Raw genomic sequence first — 26,790 nt, 5'->3', positions numbered from 1 at the left:
CCTATAAATCGAATTGTTGAAATCTGTTTTAAAGCTGGATGTTTTGATACATAAATCGGTTTGGGCTTAAACGCCGGCACGTTGCGCTGCTCTGCCTTCTTCCCATGCCGCCACTTTCTCTGCGGTGTCGTCATTGCGTGTCACTTGAGGAAGACCCACTTCCCACCAGCAATCACACTTAGACCAAGCCATTGGCGATACTGGATCGATGTCGACCACAATCACGTAAGTACGGTCGGCTTCTTTAGCGCGTTGGAATGCGTCATCAAACTGGTCGATTGAGGTCAACTTCTCACTGATTGCGCCTTGCGCTTCGGCATGCTTAGCAAAGTCCACGCGAGCTACCTCGCCATCAGGACGGCGACAGTCTTCCAATAGGTTATTGAACGACTCGTTACCCGTATTGTTTTGCAGCTTGTTGATCACTGCGAAACCACCGTTGTCGCATACCACAACAATCATCTTGTGACCCGTCAGAACTGACGAGTAGATGTCTGAGTTTTGAATCAGGTAAGAGCCATCGCCGACGAGCACAACCACATCGTTATCTGGGTTCGCGACTTTCGCACCCCAGCCACCTGCGATTTCATAACCCATGCAAGAGAAGCCGAATTCAATGTCGAACTTACCAATTTGGTAGTTCTGCCAGTTCATCGCGAGCTCTGCTGGTAAGCCACCCGCTGCCGTAAGTACGGTGTCGCCCGGCTGCATAGACTTGTTGAGCTTGCCAATCACTTCTGCATAAGAAGACGTACCGTCGAGTAGGTCGCCTGGTTGAGGATGAGTACGACGATGCACCACGGCTTTCCATTCATCTGCTTGCGCTTTCGCCGTTGCCGCCCACTCGTCACTGCTACGGAAATCGCCCAGTAGGTTGGACAGCTCAACTAAGCCACGTTTTGCGTCTGCTTTAACTGGAATAGCACGATGTTTAATGGCATCAAAACGTGCGGTATTGATGGTAACTAGCTTCATATCTGGGTTCTTGAACACCGACCAAGAGCCTGTCGTGAAGTCTTGTAAGCGAGTACCCACAGCCAACACCACATCCGCATGCGCTGCCATGTAGTTTGCAGAGTCTGAACCTGTCACGCCGATTGGACCTGCGTTTAGAGGATTGTCTTGCAGCATCGTGGCGCGACCAGCAATGGTCTCAACCACTGGGATGTTGTGTTTTTTCGCAAAGGCAGCCAACTCGTCCGTTGCTAGTGAGTAATGCACGCCACCGCCAGAGATAACCAAAGGTTGTTTCGCGCTAAGCAGCGCCGCTTTTGCATCTTCTAGATCAGCCACTTCTGGCTCTGGACGACGAATGCGGTGTACTTTTTCTTGGAAGAAGACTTCAGGGAAATCGTAAGCCACGCCCTGAATATCTTGTGGTAAGCCGATAAACGCTGGACCACAGGTTTCTGGGTCAAGCATGGTGTCAATTGCCTGAGGCAATGAATGCATCAATTGCGTTGGCGAGATAATGCGATCCCAGTAACGTGTTAGCGGTTTGAACGCATCGTTACAAGTGATCGAAGGATCGTAGAAATTCTCTGGCTGTTGAAGCACAGGATCTGGCAGACGACTGACGTAAGCATCACCAGAAATCAAAAGCACTGGTAAACGGTTTGTGTGTGCGATACCTGCTGCGGTAACCATATTGGTTGCACCCGGACCAATCGAACTGGTCGCGATACCGATGCGACGACGTAAGTTCGCTTTGGCATACGCGATTGCCGCTGTTGCCATCGACTGCTCATTTTGACCACGCCAAGTCGGAATTTTGTCTTCGATATTTTTTAGCTGTTGACCAAAACACGTCACGTTACCGTGACCAAAGATGGCAAACGCCGCACCAAACAGCTGTTCTTTTTTACCATCAATTTCAATCATTTGTGCGGCTAGGTACTGAGCTAGCGCTTCTGCAACAGTTAGGCGTACAGTTTTCATTGTCTTCCCCGGTAGTATCAATCATTTTTGTAGCCACGTTGTCTCCGCGGCTTGATACAGGGGAGACGAATCTCCCCTTCCTTGCTTGTGCTCTTATAGGCCGTATTTCTTCGCGTAGCCTGTGATGTTCTCGTAAGCGGTTTTCGCGTACGTCAATGGGTGTGCTTTCGCTGGGTCTTGCTCTGCTTCAACCAGCAACCAGCCTTGGTAGTTACGCTCTTTCAGTGCTGCGAATACGTCGTCGTAATCCACGTCACCTGTACCAGGAACAGTGAATACGCCATCAAGTACTGCGTTTAGGAATGATTTGTCTGCATCACGCGCAGCTTTCATTACTTCTAGACGAAGGTCTTTAAAGTGCATGTGACCAATACGATGACCCCAACGCTTGATCATGGTCACTGGGTTACCACCACCGTAAGTGATGTGACCCGTATCTAGGGTTAGGTAAACGGCTTCGCCAGTGAATTCCATCATGATGTTGATGTCGTCTTCTGTTTCACAGATGGTGCCGACGTGATGGTGGAAAGACAGTTTGATGTCGTGCTCGTTAAGCAGGTATTCCGCAACTTGAGTTAACTTCGCGCAGTAGGTTTTCCACTCGTCCATAGTAAGGATCACGCGTTGAGAAAGTGGCGTGTTGATGTCGCCGTGAACCGTGTTGCTCACTTCACCGAACACCATTGCTTTACAGCCAGCAGCCTTAAGCAATTTGATATGCTCTTGCATCGCTGCGATTTCTTCTTCCGCTGTCAGCTTCATGAGATTGCCGCTGTACCAGCCAGAAGCGAGCACTAGGCCATGTTTTTCTAGTAGAGGGATTAGAACTTCTGGCTCACGTGGGTACTTAGTACCTAGCTCTGTACCAGTGAAACCAGCTTCTGCCATTTCACTTAGACACGTTTCCAATGGGATATCGCCGCCTAATTCAGGCATGTCATCGTTGGTCCAAGTCAGTGGGCTAATTCCATATTGCACGTTGCTCATTTTTATTCTCCGACAATGTTTGCGTTATTTAATAAATGTCGTGAAGTAAAAGCGTGGTTTTTATAGATGCTTTTCTTTCACCGATTTCGTTTCACTGGAAATTACATTAGCGAAAAAAAATTTAAATGAAAAATATTTTTCACCAGATGAAATCGATGTCATCAAATTGTTAAATCATGAAAAACCTCAGCAACCACGTGCCTTTCAAGCAAGTTTGAGCTAGATCTCATTTTATTTTTATCTTTAATTTTCAACAACTTAATCACAAAAACCAAAATGAAAAATGTTTTTCATTTTTTGATTTGGGTAACACTTTAGGATAAAAAACGAACAGACAACTAGTCGAATGACAAAAGACTAAATATGATAAATGCAACCGACAAATGAAAAATAATTTTCATACATCTAATAAACATTAAAAGTCGGCAATATAGATACCCAATACTCGTACCCTACAAAACAGAGTATTGGCCGCTACCCAACTTGATCTTATTCGATGGTTAAAGGAAAGCTTGGGGATCTAATAAAGGAAAAAACAATGGAAGCTACATCCAAGGCCGAAGCTCGAAAGCACAATCTTGCCTACATCGTTAGGATTTGTTGTATCGCTGCGCTCGGAGGCATCTTATTAGGTTACGACACTGCTGTTATCTCTGGCGCAATTGGTCCAATCCGCGAATACTTTGGATTGTCACCAGCTCAAACTGGCTGGGCTGTATCCAGCGTAGTATTAGGTAGTATCATCGGTGCGGTCAGCGCAGGCTGGGCAGCCCTTAAATACGGCCGACGCAACACCCTCTTTATCGCCGCCATCCTCTTCATTATTTCCGCTATAGGCTCCGCCCTCGCAACCGACTTCACCTTCTACACTGTTCTACGCATCGTTGGCGGGGTCGCTGTTGGCCTTGCTTGTGTGGTATCACCAATGTACATGTCAGAAGTAGCGCCAAAAGATTATCGAGGTCGCGCGGTGAGCATGTTCCAGCAATCGGCAGTTATTGGCCAGACTGGTGTGTTCTACGTTAACTACCTCATCGCAAAAGGCATGTCAGAAGCTTGGCTAGTAGACATGGGCTGGCGTTGGATGCTCGGCTCAGAAGTGATTCCTGCCGCGCTTTTCGCAATGTTGTTGTTCCTCATCCCAGAATCCCCACGTTGGCTGGTATTAAAAGGCAAAGTCGCCGAAGCAAAAGCGACGCTCTCTCGAATTTCTAACCCAAAACACGCGGATCGTTTGATCAAAGAGATCCAGGAGTCGTTAGTGGAAAGCCATGGTGCGAAGAAGAACAAGGTCAGCCTGCGCTCGCCATTGCTGTTCGCAATTTTGGTTATCGGTACGTTTGTCGCGGCAGCTCAGCAGCTAACCGGTATCAACGTGATCATGTACTACACTCCTGAGATCTTAAAACCAATCACAGGCTCTACTGAAAACGCGCTATTCCAAACGACGTTCGTGGGTATCGTATTTATCGGTGGTAACGCCTTGGGTATGTACCTGATCGATAAAGTCGGCCGCTTGCCACTGATGAAATACGGCACCATTGGCTGTGCATTCGGTATGTTCATTGTTGGCTACGTGCTTTACCAGCAAACAGAAGGTTACGCGGCGTTATTCGCACTGTGTCTGTACGTAGTGTCGTACGCGACATCTTGGGGCTGTGCATGTTGGACGATGATTTCAGAAATCTTCCCGAACAGTATTCGCTCTCGTGCCATGGCCATCGCGGTCGGTGCACAATGGTTTACTGGCTTTATCGTGACGCAGTCTTTCCCAATGCTCAATGAAAACGCCTACCTACAAGAGAACTTCAACGGTGCCTTTGCCTTCTGGTTATTCGGTGTGTTGTCGCTCATTTGTATGTTCGTGGTCGTCAAGTATGTGCCTGAAACCAAAGGCGTCAGCTTGGAGAAAATGGAAGAAGCAATGGCGAAAAAACTGGGTAAAAAAGTATCTGGAACTGCGACTGAAGCACGTGCATAAGATAACTTAATGTTTTACAAAGGGAACAGGTGTTAGCACTTGTTCCCTTTTGCTTTTGGAGGCAAACCTCATGCTCGATAAAATGGCGTTCTTTGTCTACGTGATCCGTTCTGGGTCTATCTCCTCCGCTGCGCGAAAATTCAATATTTCGGTCTCTGCCGGAAGCCGCTGGCTGCAAGAACTGGAACAACATTTCGGTACTACCCTATGCCACCGCTCGAACCGATTATTGGAGGCCACTCAAGCAGGGCAAACCTTATATGAAGAGTTCTCTCCTTTAGTCGACAGTGCCGAGCGTATCAGCCGCAAATTAGAAGACTTCCAAGACAGCGAAAAAGGTCATATCAATATTGCGTGCACGCCCGTGTATGCCAATCACTACCTGATGGATAAAATCGCCGAGTATTCCAAGCTCAACCCAAAGGTGACCTTCAACATCAACGTCACTCCTTGGGCATTGGATCATGCCAGTACTTGTGACCTGATGATCAGCGCTAACGCTAGCTTCCAAGGCTACCGTGAAAAAGATTTATTACTGGTGAAACGCGAGCTGATGCAGTGCCCGTTTATCGTCGTGGCTTCGCCTCAATATCTAGAAAAGCATGGCTTGCCCACGCATCCAGAAGCACTACGAGACCACGCTTGCTTGATTGCAACCACACTGACAGGCAGCAATGATTGGATCTTCCGTCAAGGAATGGAAAACATGGTGCTGAAAGTGCCAAAAACAATTGAAGTGAATGACAGTGACTTATTGCTCAGTGGCAGCTTAAAGGGTGCAGGCGTCGCGTACTTACCGCAATTTGTCACGACAGAAGCAGTAGATAAAGGCGAATTGGTACCGCTATTGGAAGAGTATGAGACCAGTATTTGGAGTTTGAATCTGTACTATCATTCCCCAAAAACCGCCTCTCCAGTGGCGATAAAATTCAAAGAGTTCTTATTAGAAAAGCCTTGTTAGGACGGATTGGATTTAAAACAATAAAGTGCTGACGCCATCGAAAGTCAGCTTGGCGCCTGAAAGAAACAAGAACAAGTAACAGAGCTGATAGATTCTTTCCTGACTGACGCGATGCAAAAGATACACACCCATCTTAACGCCAACAGGCGCGAGTGGAATCAACACTAGCGCTGTCATCAAGTTAGTCGAATCAAACTCACCAAGCCAAATGTAAGGCACGAGTTTCGCTACATTCACTATGCCGAACAATACCGCCATGGTCGCTATCAGGGTGATTTTAGGTAGTTTCAATGGGAGTAAATAAATACTCGCGGGACCGCCACCAGCATGAATTGCAGTACTGGAAAAGCCGCTCAGAGTGCTCCAAATCCAAGCACCTAACTTCCCTGATTGAGATGGTGCTTCACCACTTAACCAATACTGAAAACAGAACAGCAAAGACAGCACGCCAACGGTGATCTTCAACCCCGATTCTGGTGTGATACTCAGAAATAAGCCCGCGAATACCACCCCAAGCAAAGCCCCAGGCAGCATGGTTTTAAGCACTCCCATATCGGCATTTCGGTAATGATGACGCACCGCAAAGGCATCCATTACTAACAGAATGGGCAATAAAATCGCCGCCGCTTGTGTTGGCGGCACCACCAGCGCCATCATAGGAACGGCCAAAATGCCCAGCGCTCCACCGAGCCCACCTTTACCAATGCCATAGATTAACACCGCAGGAATCGCCAAAAGATAGAACCAAGGATCGCTGAGCATCATCGTTACCTTTTTAGAATTGAATATCGAACTACGCCACAATCTGAGCGAGATAATCACGACTGCGTTTTAAATCTCGGGAAACCTGGCTCACATCTGCCGTACCGTGTTCATGCTCGACCACGATCCAACCTTGATAGTCGGCCGCTTTAAGTGCACTCATTACTTGTTGCAACTTGATATCGCCATCCCCTAGTGGCGTAATCAGCCCTTTGCTGTACGCATCGACCCACTCCAACTTATCGCGGATAGCTAACCTCAATTTATCCGTCGAGACATCTTTGACATGAATATGCTCGATGCGCGTTCGGTACTGACGGATAAGCCCCAGCGGATCCATCCCGTCTAAAAACGCATGCCCGATATCAATGCAAAGTCCGAGCTTGTTCGCTGGGATCTGGCTCATGACAAAATCGATCTCGTCTTTATAACTGATGTAACCGCCAATGCCCGGATGAAGCAAACAGCGCAAACCATATTGGCTAGCCACGCTAATGATGCGTTCGAGGTTGGCAATCATGGTTCGTTTACTTTCCATTTTCAAACGCGGCGCAGTGACGCTTTGCCCGATATAGCCATAACGCTCCGCATGAATGCCTTCCATCACCAGCAAGTTCTTTACACCCAATGAATCTAAACGCTGACAAACGGTGTCGACTTCTTCCAAAATGGCTAGCATGTTTGCAGAATCGCAAAATGGCACTTGTACCTTGCCTGCGCACACCTGCAATCCACGTACGCGAAACGCACTTTTCAGCAGTTCAGGATCTTCAGGGAAGAAGCCATCCGGCCCCAATTCGATACCACGAAAGCCACTGTCACTCGCATCCATTAACACCTTTCCCCAGCTTGGGTTGGTCGCATGAGATGCCTCTTCCACTCCCCAGCAACATGGGGCGCAAGCAATACGATCAAGCATGTGTTTTTCTCCTAAGTTGATTTCCTTTCACCTTAAGATTGGTAAGGGTAAAAGTTCGTGATTTGCGCCTCGTTTGTACTTTGCATTTTCGCAAAGCGGCTTTGAATTCCTGGCTATATCGCGAGCACATCGCACTCCCTACACTGGTTGTGACAGAACGATTACGGAGTAAACAGCGGTATGGAACGAATCTTTATTGTGGCGGCAAAGCGCACCCCAATTGGCAGCTTTAATGGCTCGTTAGCGTCATTGTCTGGTGTGGAACTGGGTGCTCATGCCATCAAGGCAGCTTTGGAGCAAGTGGACATTGCCCCAGAACAAATCGATGAAGTGATTGTGGGCAACGTACTAACTGGAGGCGCAGGCATGGGACCGGGACGTCAAGCCGCAATGAAGGCAGGCATTCCAGAATCCGTTCCCGCTTACACCCTCAATATGATTTGCGGCAGTGGCATGAAAGTCATCATGGACGGTGCAAGCCACATCCGAGCGGGCGATGCTGAGTTAGTGCTTACTTGCGGTATGGAGAGCATGTCTAACGCACCTTATGTCTCTTCTGGCCAGATTCGTCGCGGCTACCGCATGGGTCATCAACTCCAAGAAGACAGCATCATCAAAGACGGTTTGACGGATGCCTTCCACAACTACCACATGGGTGTTACGGCAGAAAACATCGCCAAGCAATTCCAAATCAGCCGAGAAGACCAGGATGCCTTTGCCTTACAAAGCCAACGTAAAGCAGTCAGCGCGATAGAAAGTGGTCATTTTGAAGCGGAAATTGCGCCAATTACGATTGTGGATCGCAAACGCCAATTCGAAGTGAAAAACGACGAATATCCGAAAGCCGACAGTACCTTTGAAGGCTTACAAGCGCTGCGCCCTGCATTCGATAAAGAGGGCAGCGTTACCGCAGGCAATGCATCCGGTATTAACGATGGCGCATCCGCAATTTTGCTCGCTTCCGAAAGCGCAGTGAAACGCCACAACCTCAAGCCACTAGCAGAACTCGTCGAATACGGACAAGGTGCTATCGCCCCAGAGGTGATGGGCTTAGGTCCGGTGTCTGCGATTGCCAATACCTTAGCCAAAGCCGAAATGGCGATTGAAGATATCGACGTGTTTGAGCTTAACGAAGCCTTTGCTGCGCAAGCACTTGGCGTAGTTCGCTCCCTTACCGAGCAACACAATATCGATGAAGCGTGGCTGCTAGAACGCAGCAACTTAAGTGGCGGTGCCATTGCACTGGGTCACCCAATCGGCGCATCCGGTAACCGCATTGTGACCACCTTGGTTTATCAACTGCAACGCACACGCCGCGATTACGGCTTGGCATCACTTTGTATTGGCGGCGGCATGGGCACGGCGTTGATTTTAAAACGTTGCTAGAAGGAATCTCTCATGGACACAAAAAACATAAAAAAAGCAGCCACTACAGAGCAAATTGAAGACCTGCTACACGACGGCATGACCATCATGATTGGTGGCTTTATGGCGACGGGAGCCCCAGAGCGTTTGATTGACTTGCTGATCAAAAAGGACATCAAAGACATTACCTTAATCAGTACCGACACAGGCTCACCGGGTCGTGGCTCTAGTCGACTTATTGCAGAAAAACGCGTGAAGAAACTGTATGCCTCACACATCGGCACCAACCCCGAAACGGGCAAACAAATGAACGAAGGCACACTTGAAGTGGAGCTTGTTCCTCAAGGTTCATTGGCAGAGCGCATTCGCAGTGCTGGCGCGGGTTTGGGTGGCGTACTAACACCAACCGGGCTTGGCACCATCGTCGCAGAGAACAAACGCGTGATTGAAGTTGATGGCAAACAATATCTCTTGGAAATGCCACTGAAAGCCGACCTAGCGCTGATTCGTGGCTCTAAAGTTGATCGTCGCGGCAACGTTTTCTATAGCAAAACCACCCAGAACTTTAACCCTTTAATGGCCACTGCGGCAGAAACCGTGGTGGTGGAACCAGAGCAGATTGTGGAATTAGGCGACATTGAACCCGAAGCCGTGCATACCCCAAGTTTGTACGTCGATTACATCTTAGTGGAGGACAACTAATGACTGCACAATTAGATAAAGAAGTCGTTCGCCGCCGCATTGCATGGCGCGTTGCTCAAGAGATGCAAGATGGCGACATCGTTAACCTAGGGATCGGCCTACCAACGCTGGTTGCCAATGAAGTAGACAAAGACGTCGAGCTATTACTGCAAGCGGAAAATGGCTTAATTGGCATTGATAAACTCGCTTCTGAGGCAGAAATCGACCCTGATCTGGTCAATGCCGGCGGACAGAACATCACAGCAATCGCGGGATCATGTTACTTTAACAGTGCCGACTCTTTTGCCATCATTCGCGGTGGCCACGTGGATTCAACCGTGCTTGGTGCGCTGCAAGTCGATGAGCGTGGTAACCTCGCCAACTGGATCATTCCGGGCAAAATGGTCCCGGGAATGGGCGGTGCAATGGATCTTGTGGTCGGCGCAAAGAAAGTGATTGTCGCCATGGAACACACAGTGAAAGGCAACCCTAAACTGCTCAAGCATTGCACTTTACCGCTGACCGCCGTGGGTCAGGTGGATTTGATTGTTACCGAGATGGGCGTGTTCGAAATCACCGATAAAGGCATGATGTTAACCGAACTCGCGCCGGAGTTTTCCGTTGAAGAGGTACAAGCGGCAACGGAAGCTCAACTGATTGTATCGCCTAACCTTATTTCAATGCCGACACCAAATTAACGCTAAATGCAAGAGGAGCAATATGCTCCTCTCTTCATAATTTGATCGTTCTTCAATTTTGTGTCAGGTTTTTCTGAAACACGCAGTTTGCCCTTAAAATTCCCTCAAACCATGCGTAGAATCCCGCCCTGTTATGCGCATGGTTGAGTTGTATTTAGGGTAAAAACCAATGAGATTGTTGTCTGGATTCTCGTCGAAAGAGTGGCTGCTAACGGCTGTCGTGCTCGGAGGCTTAACCGCGTATGCCGTTTATCACTCCAACCAACGAACTTCTGATGCCCGCACAGCCGCCATTCAAGTGATCTTCGCCGACATGCAGTATCACGTTTCCATTCTCAATCAGAATGCGAAAGCCTTTAAGCAAGACCAAGGGGCCGACCAGTGCGTCTTAACCGCCGCTGGGTATCAAGAGTTTTACAATGGCTACCCAGAAACCCAAAGTGAGTGCGGTGAGCAGATCAGCTTCTTCGATAACCTAACCATCACCGACGAGATGAAACAGACAGATTTAGTCTTCATCGAGAACAACCAATACTCCATGGTTGGGTATGGAAATGACGAATCACCAGAAGCCCTCATGGCAGGCAAATGCTACGCCTACTACCGAATGGATGGCAAAGGCGCGGATGGACACAGCTTTAAGGTTGATACCTCTCGCTGTTAGGGCAGACTTAACGCTGTGTAGAACAGGCTATAGAAATCAAAAAGGGAGCTAAGTGCTCCCTTTTTACTACTTACAGCCTGAAATTACGCTTGGCTGAGTGTTACTTCTTCTAATGGGAAGTGCGCGCTAGGCTCAACGAACTCTTGCTGTGCTGCGATGGTTTGCAGTTCCCATTCGCCCGCTTGGTAAGTTGCGTTAAGTACACCGTAGCAAGCATCGTGGCAGTGTTGGAACGCTTGTTTTGGCGTCCAACCTTTCAATAGACCAGCGGTGAAAATCGCCGAAATCAAGTCGCCAGCGCCTACGGGTGCTTTAGCAAATTCAAAATGTGGACGCTTCGCTAGGTAAGTGCCTTCTGACGTTGCAAGTAGCATGTTGAAGCTATCATCTGACAGGCAGTAAAGGTGTTTCACCAACACCACTTTAGGGCCTTTTGCTAGCGCACGCTGACAAGCGTTGATTGCGTCATCCAACGTGTGAATTTCCATCTCTGCAAATTGGCTTAGCTCGAACTGGTTAGGCACGATCACATCCGCCATTGGCATGAGACGATTCAACAAGTTTTCTGCGATACCCGGCGCAACAATACAGCCTTTGTCTGGCGCGCCCATCACTGGGTCACACACGTAAAGCGCTTCTGGATTCGCTTGTTTAACTTTGGTGACGGTATCTTCTACTGCCAGACATTGCTCAGCACTGCCTTGGTAGCCAGTCAGAACGGCTTGGCACTTCTCTAGCGCGCCAATATTGCCAAGACCACGAACTAATTCGCTGATGTCATCAGCCGAAAACGCACGACCCGTCCAGCCTTCTTGATACTGGGTGTGGTTAGAAAATTGAACCGTGTGAATAGGCCACACTTCGAAACCCATGCGTTGCATTGGGAAAACGGCACTGCTGTTACCAGCGTGACCAAAAGAAACATGAGATTGTATAGAGAGGATACCTTGCATAGTACCAGACCTCTTCTTGTTGTTATCAATAGTTCAAAGACAGCGGCGAGCGCCAGATTTGCGAAACCAGTAGTGTATCCGACAAACCAAGATTCTCTAACTCAATTCTAGCCTTCTTCGCTGGAATCGTTTGGAGAGCTGGTTTTCAGAACCATTTTCTTAATTTCCATTTTGTCTTTATTGAGCGCAATTTCGAGGGTGTCCCCTTCCCTTATCCCGAGCTCGCTCAGGATCACGCTTGGAATGACTACGACGGTATCGTCACCGATCTTAACAGGTTGGCTAATCATCTTTCGTCCCCCAATTGTCGAAAATGAGTTTTCACGTTATGAGTGGGGTTGTGTCCTCAACTTACCTAGTGTTTCAAATCAAAAGGTTATGGATAAAAGCAAAAGAGCCTTCCACACCGCGTATGGGAAGGCTCGATTGAAAAAACTAGTTCACGAGAGGTTCATGCTTAGAAGCAATCAGACCGTACGCACTCCAACCTAGGAAGGTAACGATTGAACCCCACATCATGGCTTCGTAGCCAGAGCCGTACAGCGCATAAAAGCTGTATAGAGAACCGACTAGCGCAATGATATTCGTTGTCTTCATTTCGCGCTCAGGCACGTGCGCCACTTGCTGCATGATGAAGATTGCGCCCATACATAGGATGTAAGGAATAACGTTCGTCACTACGGCTAGGTTAACCAGCGCTTCAAATTGCTCATTCAATGTTGGCGAGATAGTCATTAAAGAAAGCACAGATTGGATAACCGTGATGGCCACCATACCTTTGATTGGTGTGCCGCGTTGATCAACTTGTGAGAACAGTTTCGGGAAGAAGCCTGCGTCTGAAGATGATTTGAATACGGACGCGATAGTGAACTGCCAACCCAGTAGTGAACCTGCACAAGCAAGAACCGCCATGCCCGCAACTACTTTACCAGCCGTAGAACCTAGCATCACTGTCCATACTGTTGAGAATGGCGCTGTAGAGGCAGCAAGTTCAGAGTTCGCTACGATACCAGAACAGATGTTGGTTGAAACAATGTAAACCACTGCAGCAATCAGCGTACCGCCCAATACTGCGATTGGTACGTTCTTCTCTGGGTTTTCTACCGCTTCTGAGTTCGCACAAGCCGATTCAAGACCAAGGAATGCCCAAAGTGTCATCGCGATTGACGCACTTACCGCTTCACCAAATGGTAGGTGGTGCGGGTTCCACGCTTCTACATACATGCTTGGGCTAAAGTAGAACCAACCAACAATACCCAAAGAACACACAGGAAGGATAACGCCCCAAACCGTAAACGAGCCGATTTGACCGGTGATCTTCGCACCACCAAAGTTAGCGAAGGTACAAATCCAAAGGATAGCGATGGTGTACAGACAGGTCTCGACTGGCGACAAAGTCACTTCGAAGAAGGCCGAGCCATAGCCTACACAGGTAATCGCAATCGCGATGTTGGCAATCAACAGTGACAAGCCGTAGGTCCAACCCGCCATAAACGCGCCCGATTTACCAAACGCGTACGACGCATAGCCATTCATACCACCGTCACGTTTACTAAAGCGACCACACTTTGCAAATACATAGGCAAGAGCCAATGAACCCGCCGCAGTAATCAGCCAAGATAGAATCGAAATCGTGCCCACTTGCGCCAGCTTACTTGGCAGCATAATGATGCCCGAGCCAGCCATGTTAATGAATGTCAGAATGGTTAGCTGCACCACCGACATTTTTTTGGTTTCAGTACTCATAAATTATTCTCCACGAATAAACGGTTCGCACCGCGACAACCAAGCCACGATGCGAACGGGGTAGATTAATCTTTAAGGGCGTAGCAATGGGCGGTGGTGCGGCCATTGACGTCTTCTAGGTACACACCTTGAATCTCTGGTGCGAAGCCTGGGAATCGGTTGATGCCTTCTTCTAGAGATAAGAAGTAATCGACCACTTGTTGAGTCCAGATTTCGCCCGTGATCACACAGATAATGCCTGGAGGGTAAGGAAGCGCACCTTCTGCTGCGACACGACCTACCGCTTCTTTCAGAGGCAAGTAATCACACTCACCACGGAAGTATTTGCGTGTTGCCACATCTGGTTTGTGCACCATGGTTGGGAAGTATTCGCTACGGAACATCGCTTTTTGTAGCTGTTTCACGTTCAGCTCTTTGTACATGTCATGCATTTCCTGACATAGCTGACGGATGGTGTAGCCGCGGTAGCGTTCTTTGTTCGCTTCGTAAACACGAGGAAGCACGATGTTTAGCGGCGCATCATCACGAATGAATTTCTCGAAGCGGTTAATTTGCGCCACAAGATGACGGATCTTACCCATGTCCTCTGCTGGAGTGAGAAGGAACAAGATAGAGTTCAAGTCACACTTCTCAGGGATGATGCCGTTCTCACGTAGGAAGTTAGCCAATAACGTTGCAGGAATACCAAAGTCTGCATAGCTACCATCTTCAGCAATACCTGCTGTAGTGAGTAGCAATTTACATGGGTCAACGAAGTACTGACCTTCGCCGTAGCCTTCAAATTTATGCCAGCTTGCGTCTGGCTCGAACATGAAGAATTTCTTATTGGTTGCGATAAGATCGGTGTCGTAACTGCCCCATGGTTGGCCATCAACTTGGTCCGGAATGAACGGACGAATCAACTCACAGCTTTTCAGGATTTCTTTACGTGCTTCGATACCTGTCTTAACCGCATCACGCCATAGGCGCAGACCCGCTTCACCATCGTGGATCTTCGCGTTCACATCCAATGCAGAGAACAGCGCGTAGAATGGTGAAGTTGACGCGTGCATCATAAACGCGTTGTTGAAGCGTTTGTGGTTACAGTAGCGAGCTTGACCTTTGATATGGTGGTCTTTTTTGTGGATTTGCGAGGTTTGAGAGAAGCCTGCTTGTTGCTTGTGAACAGACTGAGTCACGATCACACCCGCATCTTCTGGTTTCAGATCCAGTAGCAGTGGAGAACAGTCTTTCATCATAGGAATGAACTGCTCGTAGCCTACCCATGCCGAGTCAAATAGGATGTAGTCACATAGATGACCAATCTTATCCATCACGTAACGTGCGTTGTAGATGGTACCGTCGTAAGTACCTAATTGGATGATCGCAAGACGGAAAGGACGTTCATCACGAGCACGCTCTGGTGACACTTTCGCGATTTGAGCACGGATGTATTCTTCATCAAAACAGTGCTCATCCATACCACCAATAAAGCCCCAAGGGTTACGTGCCGTTTCTAGGTAAACTGGCATACCGCCCGCTTGTATCAATGCGCCGTGGTGGTTTGATTTGTGGTTGTTACGGTCAAACATCACCAAGTCACCTTCGGTCACTAACGCGTTACAAACCACTTTGTTTGAAGCCGAAGTACCGTTAAGTACGAAGTAAGTTTTGTCTGAGTTGAACACTTTTGCTGCGTGCGCCTGAGCTTGGTGAGCAGAACCTTCGTGGATCAGCAAGTCACCTAAATCAACGTCCGCGTTACACAAGTCACTACGGAATAGGTTTTCACCGAAGAAATCGTAGAACTGTTTACCCGCTGGGTGTTTTTTGAAGAACTGACCGCCTTGGTGTCCTGGACAGTCGAATGCAGAGTTGCCCATTTCCACGTAGTGAGTCAATTGTTTGAAGAAAGGTGGAAGTAGACGACATTCGTATTTGGTGACAGCCTCATTGATTTGGCGACCGTAGTATTCAATTGACTGTCTTTCCAAATCGATAACGCCGGTTAACCATACGTAATCTTCTGCTGAAACTGGATTTTCATCTGTTACTAAGAAAACCGGAATACCATAACCCGTTTCAGAAATAATTTTGTGTAGACCAGCCTTAATATCTGCAGAAGTAATAATTGCAGCGCCAACGTCGGTTAATTCGACGTGCTCAAGTGGTTTTAAAGTTCGGTTAAATTGCTCATCCAAAGATTCAGATAATAAACTGAAGTCTTCTGGCATGTAATTACTAACACCGATAATTAAACGTTTCATTTGAAATATCTCTTATTTGTTCTGTAAAGACGACAAGCACAGATATTACAAGTGAAATTAATATTTAAAATTCAAAAAACAAATTTCGTGATTATTCGTTCATAATTAAAACTCTTATTTTCTCGAAATAAAATTTCGCGATCTTTATCACTTTCCTTTCGATAAGCCAATGATATTGAATTTTGGTTTAAATTGAATTCAGGTGAAGAATTATGTGACCTCACCAGTTATTATTAAAAAAGGAATCAAAAGAAAATAAAATTTTGCGATTTTCATCACTCTATATTTGACAGGATTGATTTAATAGCAATAACAAACACAATAAATACGCTTATATTTAACAATTTATAAACCATAAACAAAAAGCCATCAACATTTCTGCTGATGGCTTTTCACGTTATTGTTTTTTCTTTGGTGCTTTCTTCGATAAACGTAGAGAACCAATCTAATCAAACAAATGGCTATCGAGTTTAACGCCGTTATTCGACCACAATTGATACCGTTTCACCGCGTTACCAGACGAATACATGGTGTGCTTGCAGTCCATACATTCGACAAAATACAGGCCACTCATGCCAGCCATCACATGTAGCCTTCGGCTGTCACAGCGCTTACACGACAAGCGTTGCACCTTACTGTTTACATCAACACGGCGAGCGAAGTTAAGCGTTTCATGGGAGCACAAGGCATCCATCGCACTGTCTTTAAACGGGTGCTCACTGAGCAAGTGATTGATGGCGTAATCGTACACCGGGGGAATCGATGTTTTGCCGTTCTCTATATTGGTTATCTTAGCAACGGAAACACCCAACAAAGATGCAAATTCCACTTTGCTGTATTCCAAGATAAACCTTGAAGAGATGAACTTATCTGCACTAATGATTCTCAACATACACAAATCTCTAATGGACATAAAAAGAGCATGACGTTGCCCCTTTATGTTGAAAAGGATAATAACAGGTTGCTTCTTACTGTATTTATACGCAGAGTGTGCGCTATTTTTATTTTTGGGTATATTGCGCTTAATTCAGTTAAAGATCAACAGACACTAATTGAAACCAAAAATAGAAATTAAGATTTAGTAATATAAAACTTAATACCAAATATTAGTTAAAGTAATGAGTGCCATTAGAAAAACACAATTTAAGCTAACAAATTATTTTCATAGCTTTAGTACGAGCTAATCAATAATAACGGATTGGAGCTTAATTCATGTATTTGCAGCAAGGGGGGATTTCCCTCTATTTATCGATTTATATAGGAATAGATTGGTGGCAAGTAAAATTCTGTTGAAGCTTTGCATAAAGATCACTCAACAATTATGCAAACGATGGAATAAAGAAAAATTTGAGTGATAAAAAAGCCTCACGAATGAGGCTTGTTGAGATTCTGTGGCTGTAAAAAGTTTTGCGTAAAATCGAGCACTTCTTTGGAAGGTTGTTTCGGTGGAGGAGCAAACTCTTGTTGAACAGGCATCTCCGTTTCAAAGTTCAACTCTGGTGTGTCACCGAGGAGGCTTGCTTCATCATGATGTTCCTCATTGAGCAGCTCGTTTAGCTCCTCTTCACCAGGGAAGTAAACTTCACGTTTGTAGACCTTGTTCAATGCACGAATGATGGAATGCTTCTTCACAACACCAGACGCTAACTTTCTTTGTAGCGGCTTAGCAATTGATTGTAAGCCAACCACCACATCTACACCGATGTTGCTGGCAACCTCATCACGTACAACTCGCGCAGGCTCATAACCCATGTTCGCAGACAAGAACAACCAAACGTAAGCAATCGCGTTACCTGTTTTGCCCGTGTCTTTCCAAGCTTCACCGGCATGATACATGGCCTCTGCACTGCCACATTCTGCTGCTCGTTCTAACCAGTAGCAGCCTTTTACCATGCTCTTCTCAGTACCAATGCCATTGAGGTAACAAAGGCCAACTTGGATTTTGCCATCCGCACTGTCTTGTTCTGCGGCTTTCATAAACCAAAATAAGGCGTCAGCTCTCTGACCTGATGGATTTTCTGGTGACAGTTGCCACTCACCCATATAGAGCATGGCTGGAATGCAGCCTTCATCAGCAGCTTCTTCGATTAATTGGTGACCTTTGGGAATGTTTTTCTCTGTACCACGCCCAAATACGAGCGCTTTACCAGTGGCAAACTTTGCCTCTACATCCCCTTCTAAGCCCGCAATCGCCGTGCGCCAAAAGTTGGCTTGCTCTCTTAAGATCACGTCTTCACGCATGCGCTCTGCCAAACGAACGACACCGTACATGCCGGTAACGTTATCCAGTTTGGCGGCTTTATCGTACCAATACAGAGCTTGCTTGATGTTTTCTCGCTCTGCTTCTTTTGCTAAATAAAGAATGGTCGGCACATGACCCGTTTCCGCCTTAAACGCACGTTCTTTACGTTCTTGCTCTCGCGCTTTTTGCATCGCCTTGCGATACGCCGCCTCGCGCGCTTTCCTCTCTGCCTCGAGACGTTGCTTTCGCATCGACAACGAGATCATCCAAACAAATATCAGGATGAGTGAAAGGCCAGTTGCTGCAATAGCAATGCCCATACTACTCATAAACCGCCTCTTTTAAATCGGGCCCATAAGGATTTCCCCTTCGACAGGAAAATCTTGTAAATTCGAATTTGGGTGTCAATACGCTCACGCAATGAAGCGCACACCGTCTCTATTATATAACGACCGTGTAAGTAAAATCTGAAGTTTACAAGTCATGAATGACGTCTTTTTATTCAATATCAACCAAACTTATTTTTAGTCGATAAATATCTCCCTTATTTTTATAGAAATAAGTCACAGTTTTGGGGCTTAGACATTCTCATCCCCTATCATCCCCCCTTTCTCCTCCTATAAAAATTTACATCATTAGGCTGTGCTCGATATCTCACTATGCGACCGATTTATTATTTAATTTGTGAACAAAATCTACTGTGATAGAAAATTTTCACTTGTAAAAAACTTAACGGCCTGCTCTCACATTTTGCTGATAGTTCAGTGTATTAGCATCTAGTTGAACATTTCCTTTTCGGCATTTTGCCAATCTATTATCAATTCAATAACAATGGATTTGTAAACGTGGACAATAAAACATTTAAATTATCAGCGATCGCCAAAACCGTTCTGCCTTTGATTTCCGTAGCGGTTATCAGCGGTTGTGGCAGTGATAGCTCTAGCGATGACACAACGAACCCGGGCTCTGGCCTACACCCTGCGGGAGAGAACGAAGTTGTCATCTATTACAAACGTGACGTAGCATCAGCTTCAACAGCAAGCGACTACGAAGGTTGGGGTCTGCACCTTTGGAATGGTGAAGGCTGTACCAGTACTGACCTAGAAGCAATGGGTATTGCTGACGGTGGTACAGACTGGGCATCACCACTTCCATTCGATGGCATCAGCGACACTTACGGTGCGTACTACGTGCTTAAAGTTGATCCAGATGCGTCTGACCCACACAACTGTATGAACTTCATTCTGCACAAAGGCGATGAAAAAGCCTTTGGCAGCGCAAACTCTAAAGTGGAACTGACCAAGCTAGGTGAATCACAAGGTCTATTCGGCTTCCACGGCAGCAGTGAACTTTACTACGAGCCAATCGAAGAACGCCCTGTAGACATCGATGGCCAAAAAGCCCATTGGTTAGACGCTGAAACCATCGCTTGGGAAGCGGCAGGTAGTGCTGACTCAATGAAGCTTTACTACAGCTTGACCAATGACATCAAGATGGATGAAGACAAGCAAATCACTGGCGGTACAGCGGTTGAGCTGACAAAAGCTGGCGACTTGTCTGATGAACTAAAAGAGCGTTTCCGTCACCTTGCTAGTCTTCAAGCGGCGGGCATCGACGTGAATGCCGAGACACTACGTACGATTTTGAAATCACAAATCGTAATGGTTGCTTACAATGCCGATGGCGATGTGACTTCAGCAACAGAAGTACAAAAACCAGGCGTGCTTGATGCCGTATTTGCAGATGAAGATGCAGGTAATGCAATCAGTGAAGAGTTGGGCGCAATTGTTGAAGGTAGCGCGGCTACATTCAAACTTTGGGCACCAACAGCGCAAGACGTTGATCTAATCATCTACGATGCGAACTTTGCGGAAGAAGCGGCAGTTGCAATGACTGAGAACCCAGAAACAGGTATCTGGGAATCAGAAGCGCAAGGCAACGTACTGAACAAGTTCTACCGTTACCAAGTGAAGGTTTACCACCCGACGACTGGTGTTGTTGAAACTCGCCTTGTGACTGACCCTTACTCGCTAAGCTTGTCTCAAAACTCAATGTACTCACAAGTTGTCGATCTAGACAGCGCTGCGTTGAAACCAGCAGAGTGGGATAACTACGACCGCCCAACGGTTGCAAAAGATGAAGACCACGTTCTTTACGAATCACATCTTCGTGACTTCAGCTTTAGTGATACTAAAGGTACGCAATCTCTAAACGGTAAGTACCTAGCACTGACAGAAGCAGAGCGTGAGTCGGTTACTCACCTTCAAGCTCTGAAAGACGCAGGTCTAACCACGCTTCACATTCTGCCAGCGTTCGATATTGCAACGGTTGACGAAAACGCAGCAAACCGCGTTGATATCACCGATACCGTAGGCAAGCTATGTGGCATCAAACCAGCGGCTTCAATCTGTGAAACTGAAGACGACGCTAAAATCATTGAAGATGTACTAAACAGCTACGATCCAGCAACGGGTGCAGCACAAGCACTGATGAACGATCTACGCATGCTAGACAGCTTCAACTGGGGTTACGACCCATTCCACTACACTGTGCCAGAAGGCAGCTACGCGACCGATCCAAACGGTTCTAAACGTATCCTTGAATTCCGTGAAATGGTTCAAGCGACACACAAAATGGATCTGAAGCTGGTTATGGACGTGGTGTACAACCACACTAACGCATCGGGCGTAAACGAAAAATCTGTCCTAGATAAGATCGTCCCAGGATACTACCACCGTCTAAATGTGAACACGGGTGGCGTTGAGAACTCAACTTGTTGTGACAACACAGCAACTGAGAACTTGATGATGGGTAAACTGATGGTTGACTCATTGCTTGTGTGGGCGGATGACTACAAAGTTGACGGCTTCCGTTTTGACTTGATGGCACACCAACCAAAAGACTTGATGGAATACGCTCTGAAGCGCGTTAAAGAAGTCGATGAAAACACGCTATTCTACGGTGAAGGTTGGGACTTCGGTGAAGTAGCAAACAACGCTCGCTTCGACCAAGCAACACAAATCAACATGGCTGGCACTGGCATCGGTACCTTCTCTGACCGTCTACGTGACGCGGTTCGTGGTGGTAGCCCATTCGATGGCGGTGTGGACTCTGAAGGTAAGCACCCACTTCGCTTTAACCAAGGTTTTGGTAACGCAGGTTACCCGAACGAAGAAACGAAGACAGATGCAGAAGCGGTAAACGGTCGTCTACACAACCAAGACTTAGTACGTCTGGGTATGGCAGGTAACCTAGCAGAATTCGTTCTTCTAGACTTCGAAGGTGAAACTAAACTTGGTAAGAACGTAGACTACAACGGTGCACCAGCGGGTTACACTAAGATCCCTTCTGAGAACATCTCTTACGTATCTAAGCACGATAACCAAACGCTATGGGACAACAACGCATACAAGATCGCGACTGGCACTTCATCTGCTGACCGCGCACGTATGCAAACTGTGTCTCTATCTACGGTAATGCTTGGTCAAGGTATCCCGTTCATCCACATGGGTTCTGAGCTACTGCGTTCGAAATCAATGCAGCGTGACTCTTACGATTCAGGTGACTGGTTCAACCGCGTTTACTTCGATGGTAGCGACAACAACTGGAACGTCGGTCTACCTCGTGAAGACAAAGACGGCGCAAACTGGGAGCTGATCAAAACTATCGTTGCTGACAGCACTGCGATGCCAAACACTGACGATATCGAGCTAACTAAGCAACAATTCCTAGAACTACTGACTATTCGTAGCTCAAGCGAACTGTTCCGTTTAGATACTGCTCAAGAAGTCATGAACCGCGTTGACTTCCGCAACGTAGGCAAGGACCAAGTGGAAGGCTTGATCGTCATGTCTATTGATGACGGTGTATCAGCAGGTAAAGATCTCGACGCGAACTACGATGCAATCGTGGCTGTAGTGAACTCAACATCAGAAACGAAATCGTTCAAAGTTGAAGGTGCAACTGGCTTCGAACTGCATGAAGTTCAAAAAGACTCTGCAGATAGCCGTGTGAAAGGCGCAAGCTTCTCAGGCGAAACCTTTACGGTTCCAGCACTAACAACAGCGGTATTTGTTCAACCACAAAACGGCGCTCAAGGTGCAGGTCTACCAGTAAACACTGACAACAAAGACGTATCGAGCATTCCTCCTTACGGTGAAACCAAAGTTTATGTTCGTGGTGACATGAACGGTTGGAATCCATCAGAAGAATGGGAAATGTCATTCCTTGGCAACGGTATGTACTCGGTAACGGGTGTACTTGAAGCTGGTGATTACGGCTTTAAGTTTGCTGATGATAGCTGGGGTACACCAAACTTTGGCTGTGATTACGTAGAACAAGCTTCTGGATCTCTAGACTTGGGTACTGAAGGTAACTGTGCATTGTCCGTTACTGAAACAGGCAAATACACTTTCGTTCTAAATGCAATTCATGAGCAAAGCGATTCAGCTGACAAACCAGTTGTTTCTGTAACGAAAGCAGCAGACGCTCCAACGTTCGGTGAAACTTCACTGTTCCTACGCGGCACAATCACGACTTGGGATACTCCAGCTGAGACCTCAAGTGCGAAATTCACTTACGTTGCAGCAGATGTTTACTCGCTAGATATCGACCTAGCAGCAGGCAGCTACGAAATGAAGATCGCAAGTGCAGATTGGGCTGATGCAACCAACTTTGGTGGCGAAGGCAGTGTTGAGCTAGACACAGCCGTTACTATGGATGCAGGCGGTTCAAGTGCGAACCTTAAGATCACGATTGCAGAAGCAGGAAACTACAACTTCCACTTCAACGCAGCAGATAAAGCAGCACCAATCGTGACAGTGACTAAGAACTAAAAACAGTAGGCGCAATCATGTGCTAGCTTGGGGAGGGTAAAACCTCCCCTTTTTTGTGCCTGTAAAACGGCATTAAAAAAGCCGCTCGAACAGTGACGATGGCGGCTTTGTTGTTTCTAACGATTCGCTTTAGCTATGGGGTTAGTTTCCCCAAATGATCTCTACAAACTCAGGGTGATCCACAAACGGGTTGCGGTTACCTTGGAATTCAAACACCGCTTGGTTACGGCTGATCTCTTTCGCGCTGACTGGATCGTTTTTGTGCCAACGTTTCAACATGTTCATCATCCATGGTTCAAAGACGGTCGTTTTCGTGCCGTTCAATACCGCGTCAGAGTTGCTAGAGTTGCTTTCCCAGTTGCCAATGACGTTTTCATAGCGCGTCGCCATGTAGAAATACGCACGAGCAAAATCGCCTTTGAACTCATCAATAGGCTCAAATACCGTTCCTGAATAGCCCAAAGTAGAGCTTGCTGAACCAACTTTTGAGCCATTGCTAGATACGTAAGTGCTGTTACCCACTTCACCAAATGGCCAGTTACTGCGCTTCGCATTCACATAGCCATCAGTTGCAAACAGGTGGTGACCATCGGAGTTCATCGGTTCAACCTTGCCACCAAACCAGCTCTTAGGGAATGAGTGTTCACGGTTGTAGCAATCGCCTTCCGTTTTGTATTGGCCACATTGGTCTGTAACTTTGGTAAAGCTCACCGTATCGCTGCCAGATGGTTTTTCAGAATACATATCGAGAATGGAGCCATCTTTCTCGTAGTAGGTGTCTATGTCCGCGTCTTTCACTAAGGTCCAAATCGCTGAGTAGCCGCGTCCTGTGTGATCCTTGATGATGTTAAACAGCGCTGTTTTCAACTCAAAACCTGTTTTGCCTTCTGCGGCTTTATAGTACTCACCGACAACAGGCGGAGGCGTCGTTGAACCGCCAAGAGTAAAGCTTGTGGTTTGAGATTTCGTGAATTCACCACCAGACGCTAATGTGGTTTGGCCAAACATTAAGGCGTATGAGCCACTGCCGTTGCCGCAACAAATGCCATCACCATAACTGTCACTGATCGTAAACTGGTAATCGCCGTTCGCTAGGCACATGGTTTTTTCGTAAGTTTTCGAAGAGTCAAAACCTTGGCCTGAAAACAGAACTTGCGATTGGCTATCTTTCAGTTCCCAACTCGTTTCTGAGCCATAACTATCGGTGTTCAATGTCAGTAACACTTCGTTGTCATTACAGCTTTCTACTGGTGGCTGAGTGCCACCATTTTGGTTTGGCTGAAAGTTATCGACATAAACGACTTCAGAACCGTCAAAACCTGACTCATCATAAAAGCGTAACCCGACATTGATCGTTTTGTTTGATGATGCAGTGTAACTGTGCGTGAGTTGTTGCCACTGATTGGTTTGCTGAGGATTAGAGTAACTGTGGTATCCATCAACCACCAAACGCGCTTTAACATTACCTTCTGTATGATAAACCGCGACAGAAAATGGGTAGGTTTTCCCTTGCTCCACATTAATGGTTTGCAAAAAGTCGGTGTTGCTTTGGGTACCTGTATTTACGATAACTTGAGCCGCAAGACCACCAGATTGGTGCAGGTCACTGGTCGGTGAAACAGCAATACCGGAATCAATCACAGACCACTGCGTTGGTGCATTACCATTCCACTGTTCAAAGTCTCCATTCAAGACCTCAGCATAGGCGATCGGAGAGCAAATGAGAGGTAAGAGACAGAGGGGTTTCGTTATGGATTTCATTATAATTTTCCATTAGTTATATAAATCCCCAAAAAGATAAACATAACAATTACACATGAGTAAGTCATAAATCACAGTTTGACGTTGCATGAATGTGAATATTCTCATTATCGTGCAGCACATCTCACAAACTGCGTACTGTTTCTTTCACCTGTTCAACGGCAGTTGTGCGATAAAAAACAAAGAGATGCAACGAAACAAGGTGGGGCTCAAAGTGGAATATCGCTACCGATGACTAAAAAGAGCGGCATCTTAGACAAAGCGATAAAAAAAGCCAAGTGCGTTTCTATTGGGGTAGAAAACAACACTTGGCTTGGTATGGGTTATCTTGATTGAGAATGACTTATTGAGTGTTTGCCGTCACTTTGAAGAAGCGACCTTGTAATGATGGCATCGGGATCTGGTATTGCCCGTTATTTGGTGTGATTTGTTGGTTAGTGATTAAATCCACCAGCGCTTGATTACTACCGACTTGCGCTTCTGTCAGCACAATATTGCGGGCACTCTCAAAGGTATTCAAAGCAAATAAGACTTGGTCATCGCCAGATACTTTCAAGTCCACATAACTGCCATTGCTTGCTACCAAGTTAGTGCGACTGCCTTGATACAAAGCAGGATGTTCAGCACGCATCGTCATCAATGACTTAACATAGTTTTTAAGGTCAACTTGGTTAGCATCTAGGGTTGCCGTTACGCCTTCGATCTTGGCGCTGCTGCGAGCGACATGGTCATCACACACGCCACGAACCGCACACGTATTGTTGTCTTCTTTTGCGTCAAAACCGTCAACTTGGTCACCAATTTCATCTCCATAATAGAGTGTGATTGGTCCGGTGTAAGCCGCTTGGAATGCAAATGCGGCTTTGTGGCGTTGCCAGTATTCAGCATCGTTCACATCCGCTAATCCGCCTCGTTGCAACAAGTCACCAAAGCGAACTAAATCGTGATTGCCAATCATCAAGTTTGGTTGAGCATGAGACGGATATTGATTGTGTGTTTGGTAGCCATTATCTAACCAATCCACACCACGACCGCCGACACCGCTCTCATTGACAGCCAGTGTTTCCACCACGCGATAGCGCATTGGGAAATCAAATGCCGAGCACAGCGCAGGATCGTCAGCTGCGCCATATGCATCACTCGCGATTTCTGACTCGCCCTTCCAGATTTCAGCGACCATGTAACCCAGAGGATTCACTTGATCACCTTCTGCGTTGGTGTAAGTCACACTCTGTGAGGCTTCATCCACCGCTTTGCGGATTTGTGTCCATGCGTCGGTTGGGACTTGGTACGCTTGGTCTAAACGCCAACCATCAATTTTTAGCTCTTTGACCCAGTACGTCGCGACTTCTTTGTAGAAGTCCAAACTCGCCGGGTAGTCCACCGGATTGCTCGAACCAGAAGGTAATAAACCCGATGGAGACGGCTTAATCAACCCTTCTTTGTGATGACCAAACACGCCATCAAAGAAAACATACAAGCCGCGTTTGTGTGCTTCATCAACTAAGGTTCTCGCCGTTTCTAAATCGCCAAAGCGAGGATCAATCTTAAAATAGTCCGTAGCAAAGTAGCCCGTTGCATCCAAACGATCAGCCCAATGATCTTGTCCATCAATGGCTTCCGATTCAAAAACTGGCGTCAACCAAATCGCATTCATGCCCAAGTCTTGGATGTAATCGAGCGAATCAATAATCCCTTGAAGATCACCGTTATGATGACTGGTGCCGTAACCTGTGCCATGGCCGATACTCGAATCGCCATCAACAAAGCTCTCAACCATGATTTGATAGGTGCGAAGTTGGTTGCTTTGCTCCATTACATTCGCTTGGCAAGCATAACTTGCATCAGGAAGTGGCGTGCTGCCATTATCGCTTCCACCAGAGGAATTACACGCGGATAAAACACCAACCACACTCAAGGCTAAAAGCGATTGGCCAAATAGTTTTTTATATCGTACGTTGCGCATTAAACTCTCCCAAATAAAATTAACCCCAACATGTTTCCCATGCAGGGGTTAATAAATAAAAAATAAATTTTAAATAACTAAATGG

The 26,790-nt window shown here is 46.7% G+C and carries 19 protein-coding genes; 7 read left to right on the top strand and 12 right to left on the bottom strand.

The window, feature by feature from the left end; translation table 11 throughout:
- Positions 1-66: 66 nt before the first annotated feature.
- Entirely contained in the window at positions 67-1,938 is a 1,872-nt protein-coding gene (gene iolD, locus ACLIIY_RS20675; protein WP_005437835.1) for a 3D-(3,5/4)-trihydroxycyclohexane-1,2-dione acylhydrolase (decyclizing), read from the bottom strand.
- A gap of 93 nt (positions 1,939-2,031) precedes the next feature.
- Positions 2,032-2,925 carry a myo-inosose-2 dehydratase gene (iolE, locus tag ACLIIY_RS20670; protein WP_005437833.1) on the bottom strand — a complete coding sequence of 298 codons (894 nt, stop codon included), beginning with the start codon at positions 2,923-2,925 and terminating at the stop codon, positions 2,032-2,034.
- Between the two features lie 538 nt (positions 2,926-3,463).
- Between iolE and ACLIIY_RS20665 the strand changes: the two genes are divergently transcribed.
- Entirely contained in the window at positions 3,464-4,906 is a 1,443-nt protein-coding gene (locus ACLIIY_RS20665) for a sugar porter family MFS transporter (protein ID WP_005437831.1), read from the top strand.
- A gap of 70 nt (positions 4,907-4,976) precedes the next feature.
- Entirely contained in the window at positions 4,977-5,867 is an 891-nt protein-coding gene (locus tag ACLIIY_RS20660; RefSeq protein WP_434529282.1) for a LysR family transcriptional regulator, read from the top strand.
- A gap of 12 nt (positions 5,868-5,879) precedes the next feature.
- Here ACLIIY_RS20660 and ACLIIY_RS20655 read toward each other — a convergent pair whose 3' ends face one another.
- Positions 5,880-6,629 (bottom strand): sulfite exporter TauE/SafE family protein, encoded by a 750-nt coding sequence (locus ACLIIY_RS20655; RefSeq protein ID WP_434529509.1) that lies wholly within the window; start codon positions 6,627-6,629, stop codon positions 5,880-5,882.
- A gap of 31 nt (positions 6,630-6,660) precedes the next feature.
- Positions 6,661-7,548, bottom strand: a complete 888-nt coding sequence (locus tag ACLIIY_RS20650) for a TIM barrel protein (RefSeq protein WP_434529281.1) — start codon at positions 7,546-7,548, stop codon at positions 6,661-6,663.
- A 180-nt stretch (positions 7,549-7,728) separates the two neighbouring features.
- Here ACLIIY_RS20650 and ACLIIY_RS20645 point away from each other — a divergent pair, with 180 nt between their 5' ends.
- The 4 genes from ACLIIY_RS20645 to ACLIIY_RS20630 all read left to right on the top strand — a co-directional run bounded on the left by ACLIIY_RS20645 (position 7,729) and on the right by ACLIIY_RS20630 (position 10,956).
- Positions 7,729-8,934, top strand: coding sequence for an acetyl-CoA C-acetyltransferase (locus tag ACLIIY_RS20645; RefSeq protein WP_434529280.1), 1,206 nt, complete (start codon positions 7,729-7,731; stop codon positions 8,932-8,934).
- 27 nt (positions 8,935-8,961) lie between these two features.
- On the top strand, positions 8,962-9,615 hold the full coding sequence (locus tag ACLIIY_RS20640; RefSeq protein WP_033005678.1) for a CoA transferase subunit A: 654 nt from the start codon (positions 8,962-8,964) through the stop codon (positions 9,613-9,615).
- The gene (locus tag ACLIIY_RS20635) at positions 9,615-10,292 is read left to right on the top strand and encodes a 3-oxoacid CoA-transferase subunit B (protein WP_005437818.1); all 678 of its coding nucleotides are present in this window, start codon (positions 9,615-9,617) and stop codon (positions 10,290-10,292) included. Before ACLIIY_RS20640 ends, ACLIIY_RS20635 begins: the two co-directional genes overlap by 1 nt.
- Positions 10,293-10,461: 169 nt before the next feature.
- Positions 10,462-10,956, top strand: coding sequence for a type IV pilin (locus tag ACLIIY_RS20630; protein ID WP_331403923.1), 495 nt, complete (start codon positions 10,462-10,464; stop codon positions 10,954-10,956).
- A gap of 83 nt (positions 10,957-11,039) precedes the next feature.
- On the opposite strand, the gene pdxY is transcribed toward ACLIIY_RS20630, so the two are convergent.
- The 6 genes from pdxY to ACLIIY_RS20600 form a co-directional block, all read right to left on the bottom strand.
- Positions 11,040-11,909, bottom strand: a complete 870-nt coding sequence (gene pdxY / locus ACLIIY_RS20625) for a pyridoxal kinase PdxY (protein WP_009706525.1) — start codon at positions 11,907-11,909, stop codon at positions 11,040-11,042.
- A 107-nt stretch (positions 11,910-12,016) separates the two neighbouring features.
- The gene (locus tag ACLIIY_RS20620; protein ID WP_020195607.1) at positions 12,017-12,199 is read right to left on the bottom strand and encodes an AbrB/MazE/SpoVT family DNA-binding domain-containing protein; all 183 of its coding nucleotides are present in this window, start codon (positions 12,197-12,199) and stop codon (positions 12,017-12,019) included.
- Between the two features lie 145 nt (positions 12,200-12,344).
- Complete coding sequence (gene potE / locus ACLIIY_RS20615) at positions 12,345-13,655, bottom strand: putrescine-ornithine antiporter (protein ID WP_434529279.1); 1,311 nt, start codon at positions 13,653-13,655, stop codon at positions 12,345-12,347.
- 65 nt (positions 13,656-13,720) lie between these two features.
- A complete protein-coding gene (speF, locus tag ACLIIY_RS20610; protein ID WP_005429232.1) occupies positions 13,721-15,901 on the bottom strand; it encodes an ornithine decarboxylase SpeF in 2,181 nt (726 codons plus the stop codon).
- A 445-nt stretch (positions 15,902-16,346) separates the two neighbouring features.
- Positions 16,347-16,793, bottom strand: a complete 447-nt coding sequence (locus ACLIIY_RS20605) for a helix-turn-helix domain-containing protein (protein WP_009706527.1) — start codon at positions 16,791-16,793, stop codon at positions 16,347-16,349.
- Positions 16,794-17,266: 473 nt separating this feature from the next.
- The gene (locus ACLIIY_RS20600; protein ID WP_409377883.1) at positions 17,267-18,472 is read right to left on the bottom strand and encodes a tetratricopeptide repeat protein; all 1,206 of its coding nucleotides are present in this window, start codon (positions 18,470-18,472) and stop codon (positions 17,267-17,269) included.
- Positions 18,473-18,988: 516 nt separating this feature from the next.
- Here ACLIIY_RS20600 and pulA point away from each other — a divergent pair.
- Positions 18,989-22,978 (top strand): pullulanase-type alpha-1,6-glucosidase, encoded by a 3,990-nt coding sequence (gene pulA, locus ACLIIY_RS20595; protein ID WP_434529278.1) that lies wholly within the window; start codon positions 18,989-18,991, stop codon positions 22,976-22,978.
- A gap of 141 nt (positions 22,979-23,119) precedes the next feature.
- Here the strand turns inward: pulA and ACLIIY_RS20590 are convergent, their stop codons facing one another.
- Together ACLIIY_RS20590 and ACLIIY_RS20585 are read right to left on the bottom strand one after the other, a co-directional pair.
- Complete coding sequence (locus ACLIIY_RS20590) at positions 23,120-24,739, bottom strand: endonuclease (RefSeq protein WP_434529277.1); 1,620 nt, start codon at positions 24,737-24,739, stop codon at positions 23,120-23,122.
- 343 nt (positions 24,740-25,082) lie between these two features.
- On the bottom strand, positions 25,083-26,705 hold the full coding sequence (locus tag ACLIIY_RS20585; protein ID WP_434529276.1) for an alpha-amylase family glycosyl hydrolase: 1,623 nt from the start codon (positions 26,703-26,705) through the stop codon (positions 25,083-25,085).
- Positions 26,706-26,790: the final 85 nt, after the last annotated feature.

Origin of the sequence: Vibrio sp. K4 (genome assembly GCF_051122595.1) — a bacterium.
Lineage (GTDB): Bacteria > Pseudomonadota > Gammaproteobacteria > Enterobacterales > Vibrionaceae > Vibrio > Vibrio owensii.
The sequence above is the reverse complement of the archived record's forward strand: the minus strand, read 5'-3'. Positions and strand labels throughout refer to the sequence as shown.

What these genes read in the sequence shown, in the direction of transcription:
- iolD (WP_005437835.1), bottom strand. Translation starts at nt 1,938, where the DNA reads ATGAAAACTGTACGCCTAACTGTTGCAGAAGCGCTAGCTCAGTACCTA.
- ACLIIY_RS20635 (WP_005437818.1), top strand. Translation starts at nt 9,615, where the DNA reads ATGACTGCACAATTAGATAAAGAAGTCGTTCGCCGCCGCATTGCATGG.
- speF (WP_005429232.1), bottom strand. Translation starts at nt 15,901, where the DNA reads ATGAAACGTTTAATTATCGGTGTTAGTAATTACATGCCAGAAGACTTC.
- ACLIIY_RS20600 (WP_409377883.1), bottom strand. Translation starts at nt 18,472, where the DNA reads ATGAGTAGTATGGGCATTGCTATTGCAGCAACTGGCCTTTCACTCATC.
- ACLIIY_RS20645 (WP_434529280.1), top strand. Translation starts at nt 7,729, where the DNA reads ATGGAACGAATCTTTATTGTGGCGGCAAAGCGCACCCCAATTGGCAGC.
- ACLIIY_RS20655 (WP_434529509.1), bottom strand. Translation starts at nt 6,629, where the DNA reads ATGCTCAGCGATCCTTGGTTCTATCTTTTGGCGATTCCTGCGGTGTTA.
- pdxY (WP_009706525.1), bottom strand. Translation starts at nt 11,909, where the DNA reads ATGCAAGGTATCCTCTCTATACAATCTCATGTTTCTTTTGGTCACGCT.
- ACLIIY_RS20585 (WP_434529276.1), bottom strand. Translation starts at nt 26,705, where the DNA reads ATGCGCAACGTACGATATAAAAAACTATTTGGCCAATCGCTTTTAGCC.
- ACLIIY_RS20605 (WP_009706527.1), bottom strand. Translation starts at nt 16,793, where the DNA reads ATGTTGAGAATCATTAGTGCAGATAAGTTCATCTCTTCAAGGTTTATC.
- ACLIIY_RS20650 (WP_434529281.1), bottom strand. Translation starts at nt 7,548, where the DNA reads ATGCTTGATCGTATTGCTTGCGCCCCATGTTGCTGGGGAGTGGAAGAG.
- potE (WP_434529279.1), bottom strand. Translation starts at nt 13,655, where the DNA reads ATGAGTACTGAAACCAAAAAAATGTCGGTGGTGCAGCTAACCATTCTG.
- ACLIIY_RS20620 (WP_020195607.1), bottom strand. Translation starts at nt 12,199, where the DNA reads ATGATTAGCCAACCTGTTAAGATCGGTGACGATACCGTCGTAGTCATT.
- ACLIIY_RS20630 (WP_331403923.1), top strand. Translation starts at nt 10,462, where the DNA reads ATGAGATTGTTGTCTGGATTCTCGTCGAAAGAGTGGCTGCTAACGGCT.
- iolE (WP_005437833.1), bottom strand. Translation starts at nt 2,925, where the DNA reads ATGAGCAACGTGCAATATGGAATTAGCCCACTGACTTGGACCAACGAT.
- ACLIIY_RS20665 (WP_005437831.1), top strand. Translation starts at nt 3,464, where the DNA reads ATGGAAGCTACATCCAAGGCCGAAGCTCGAAAGCACAATCTTGCCTAC.
- ACLIIY_RS20590 (WP_434529277.1), bottom strand. Translation starts at nt 24,739, where the DNA reads ATGAAATCCATAACGAAACCCCTCTGTCTCTTACCTCTCATTTGCTCT.
- ACLIIY_RS20660 (WP_434529282.1), top strand. Translation starts at nt 4,977, where the DNA reads ATGCTCGATAAAATGGCGTTCTTTGTCTACGTGATCCGTTCTGGGTCT.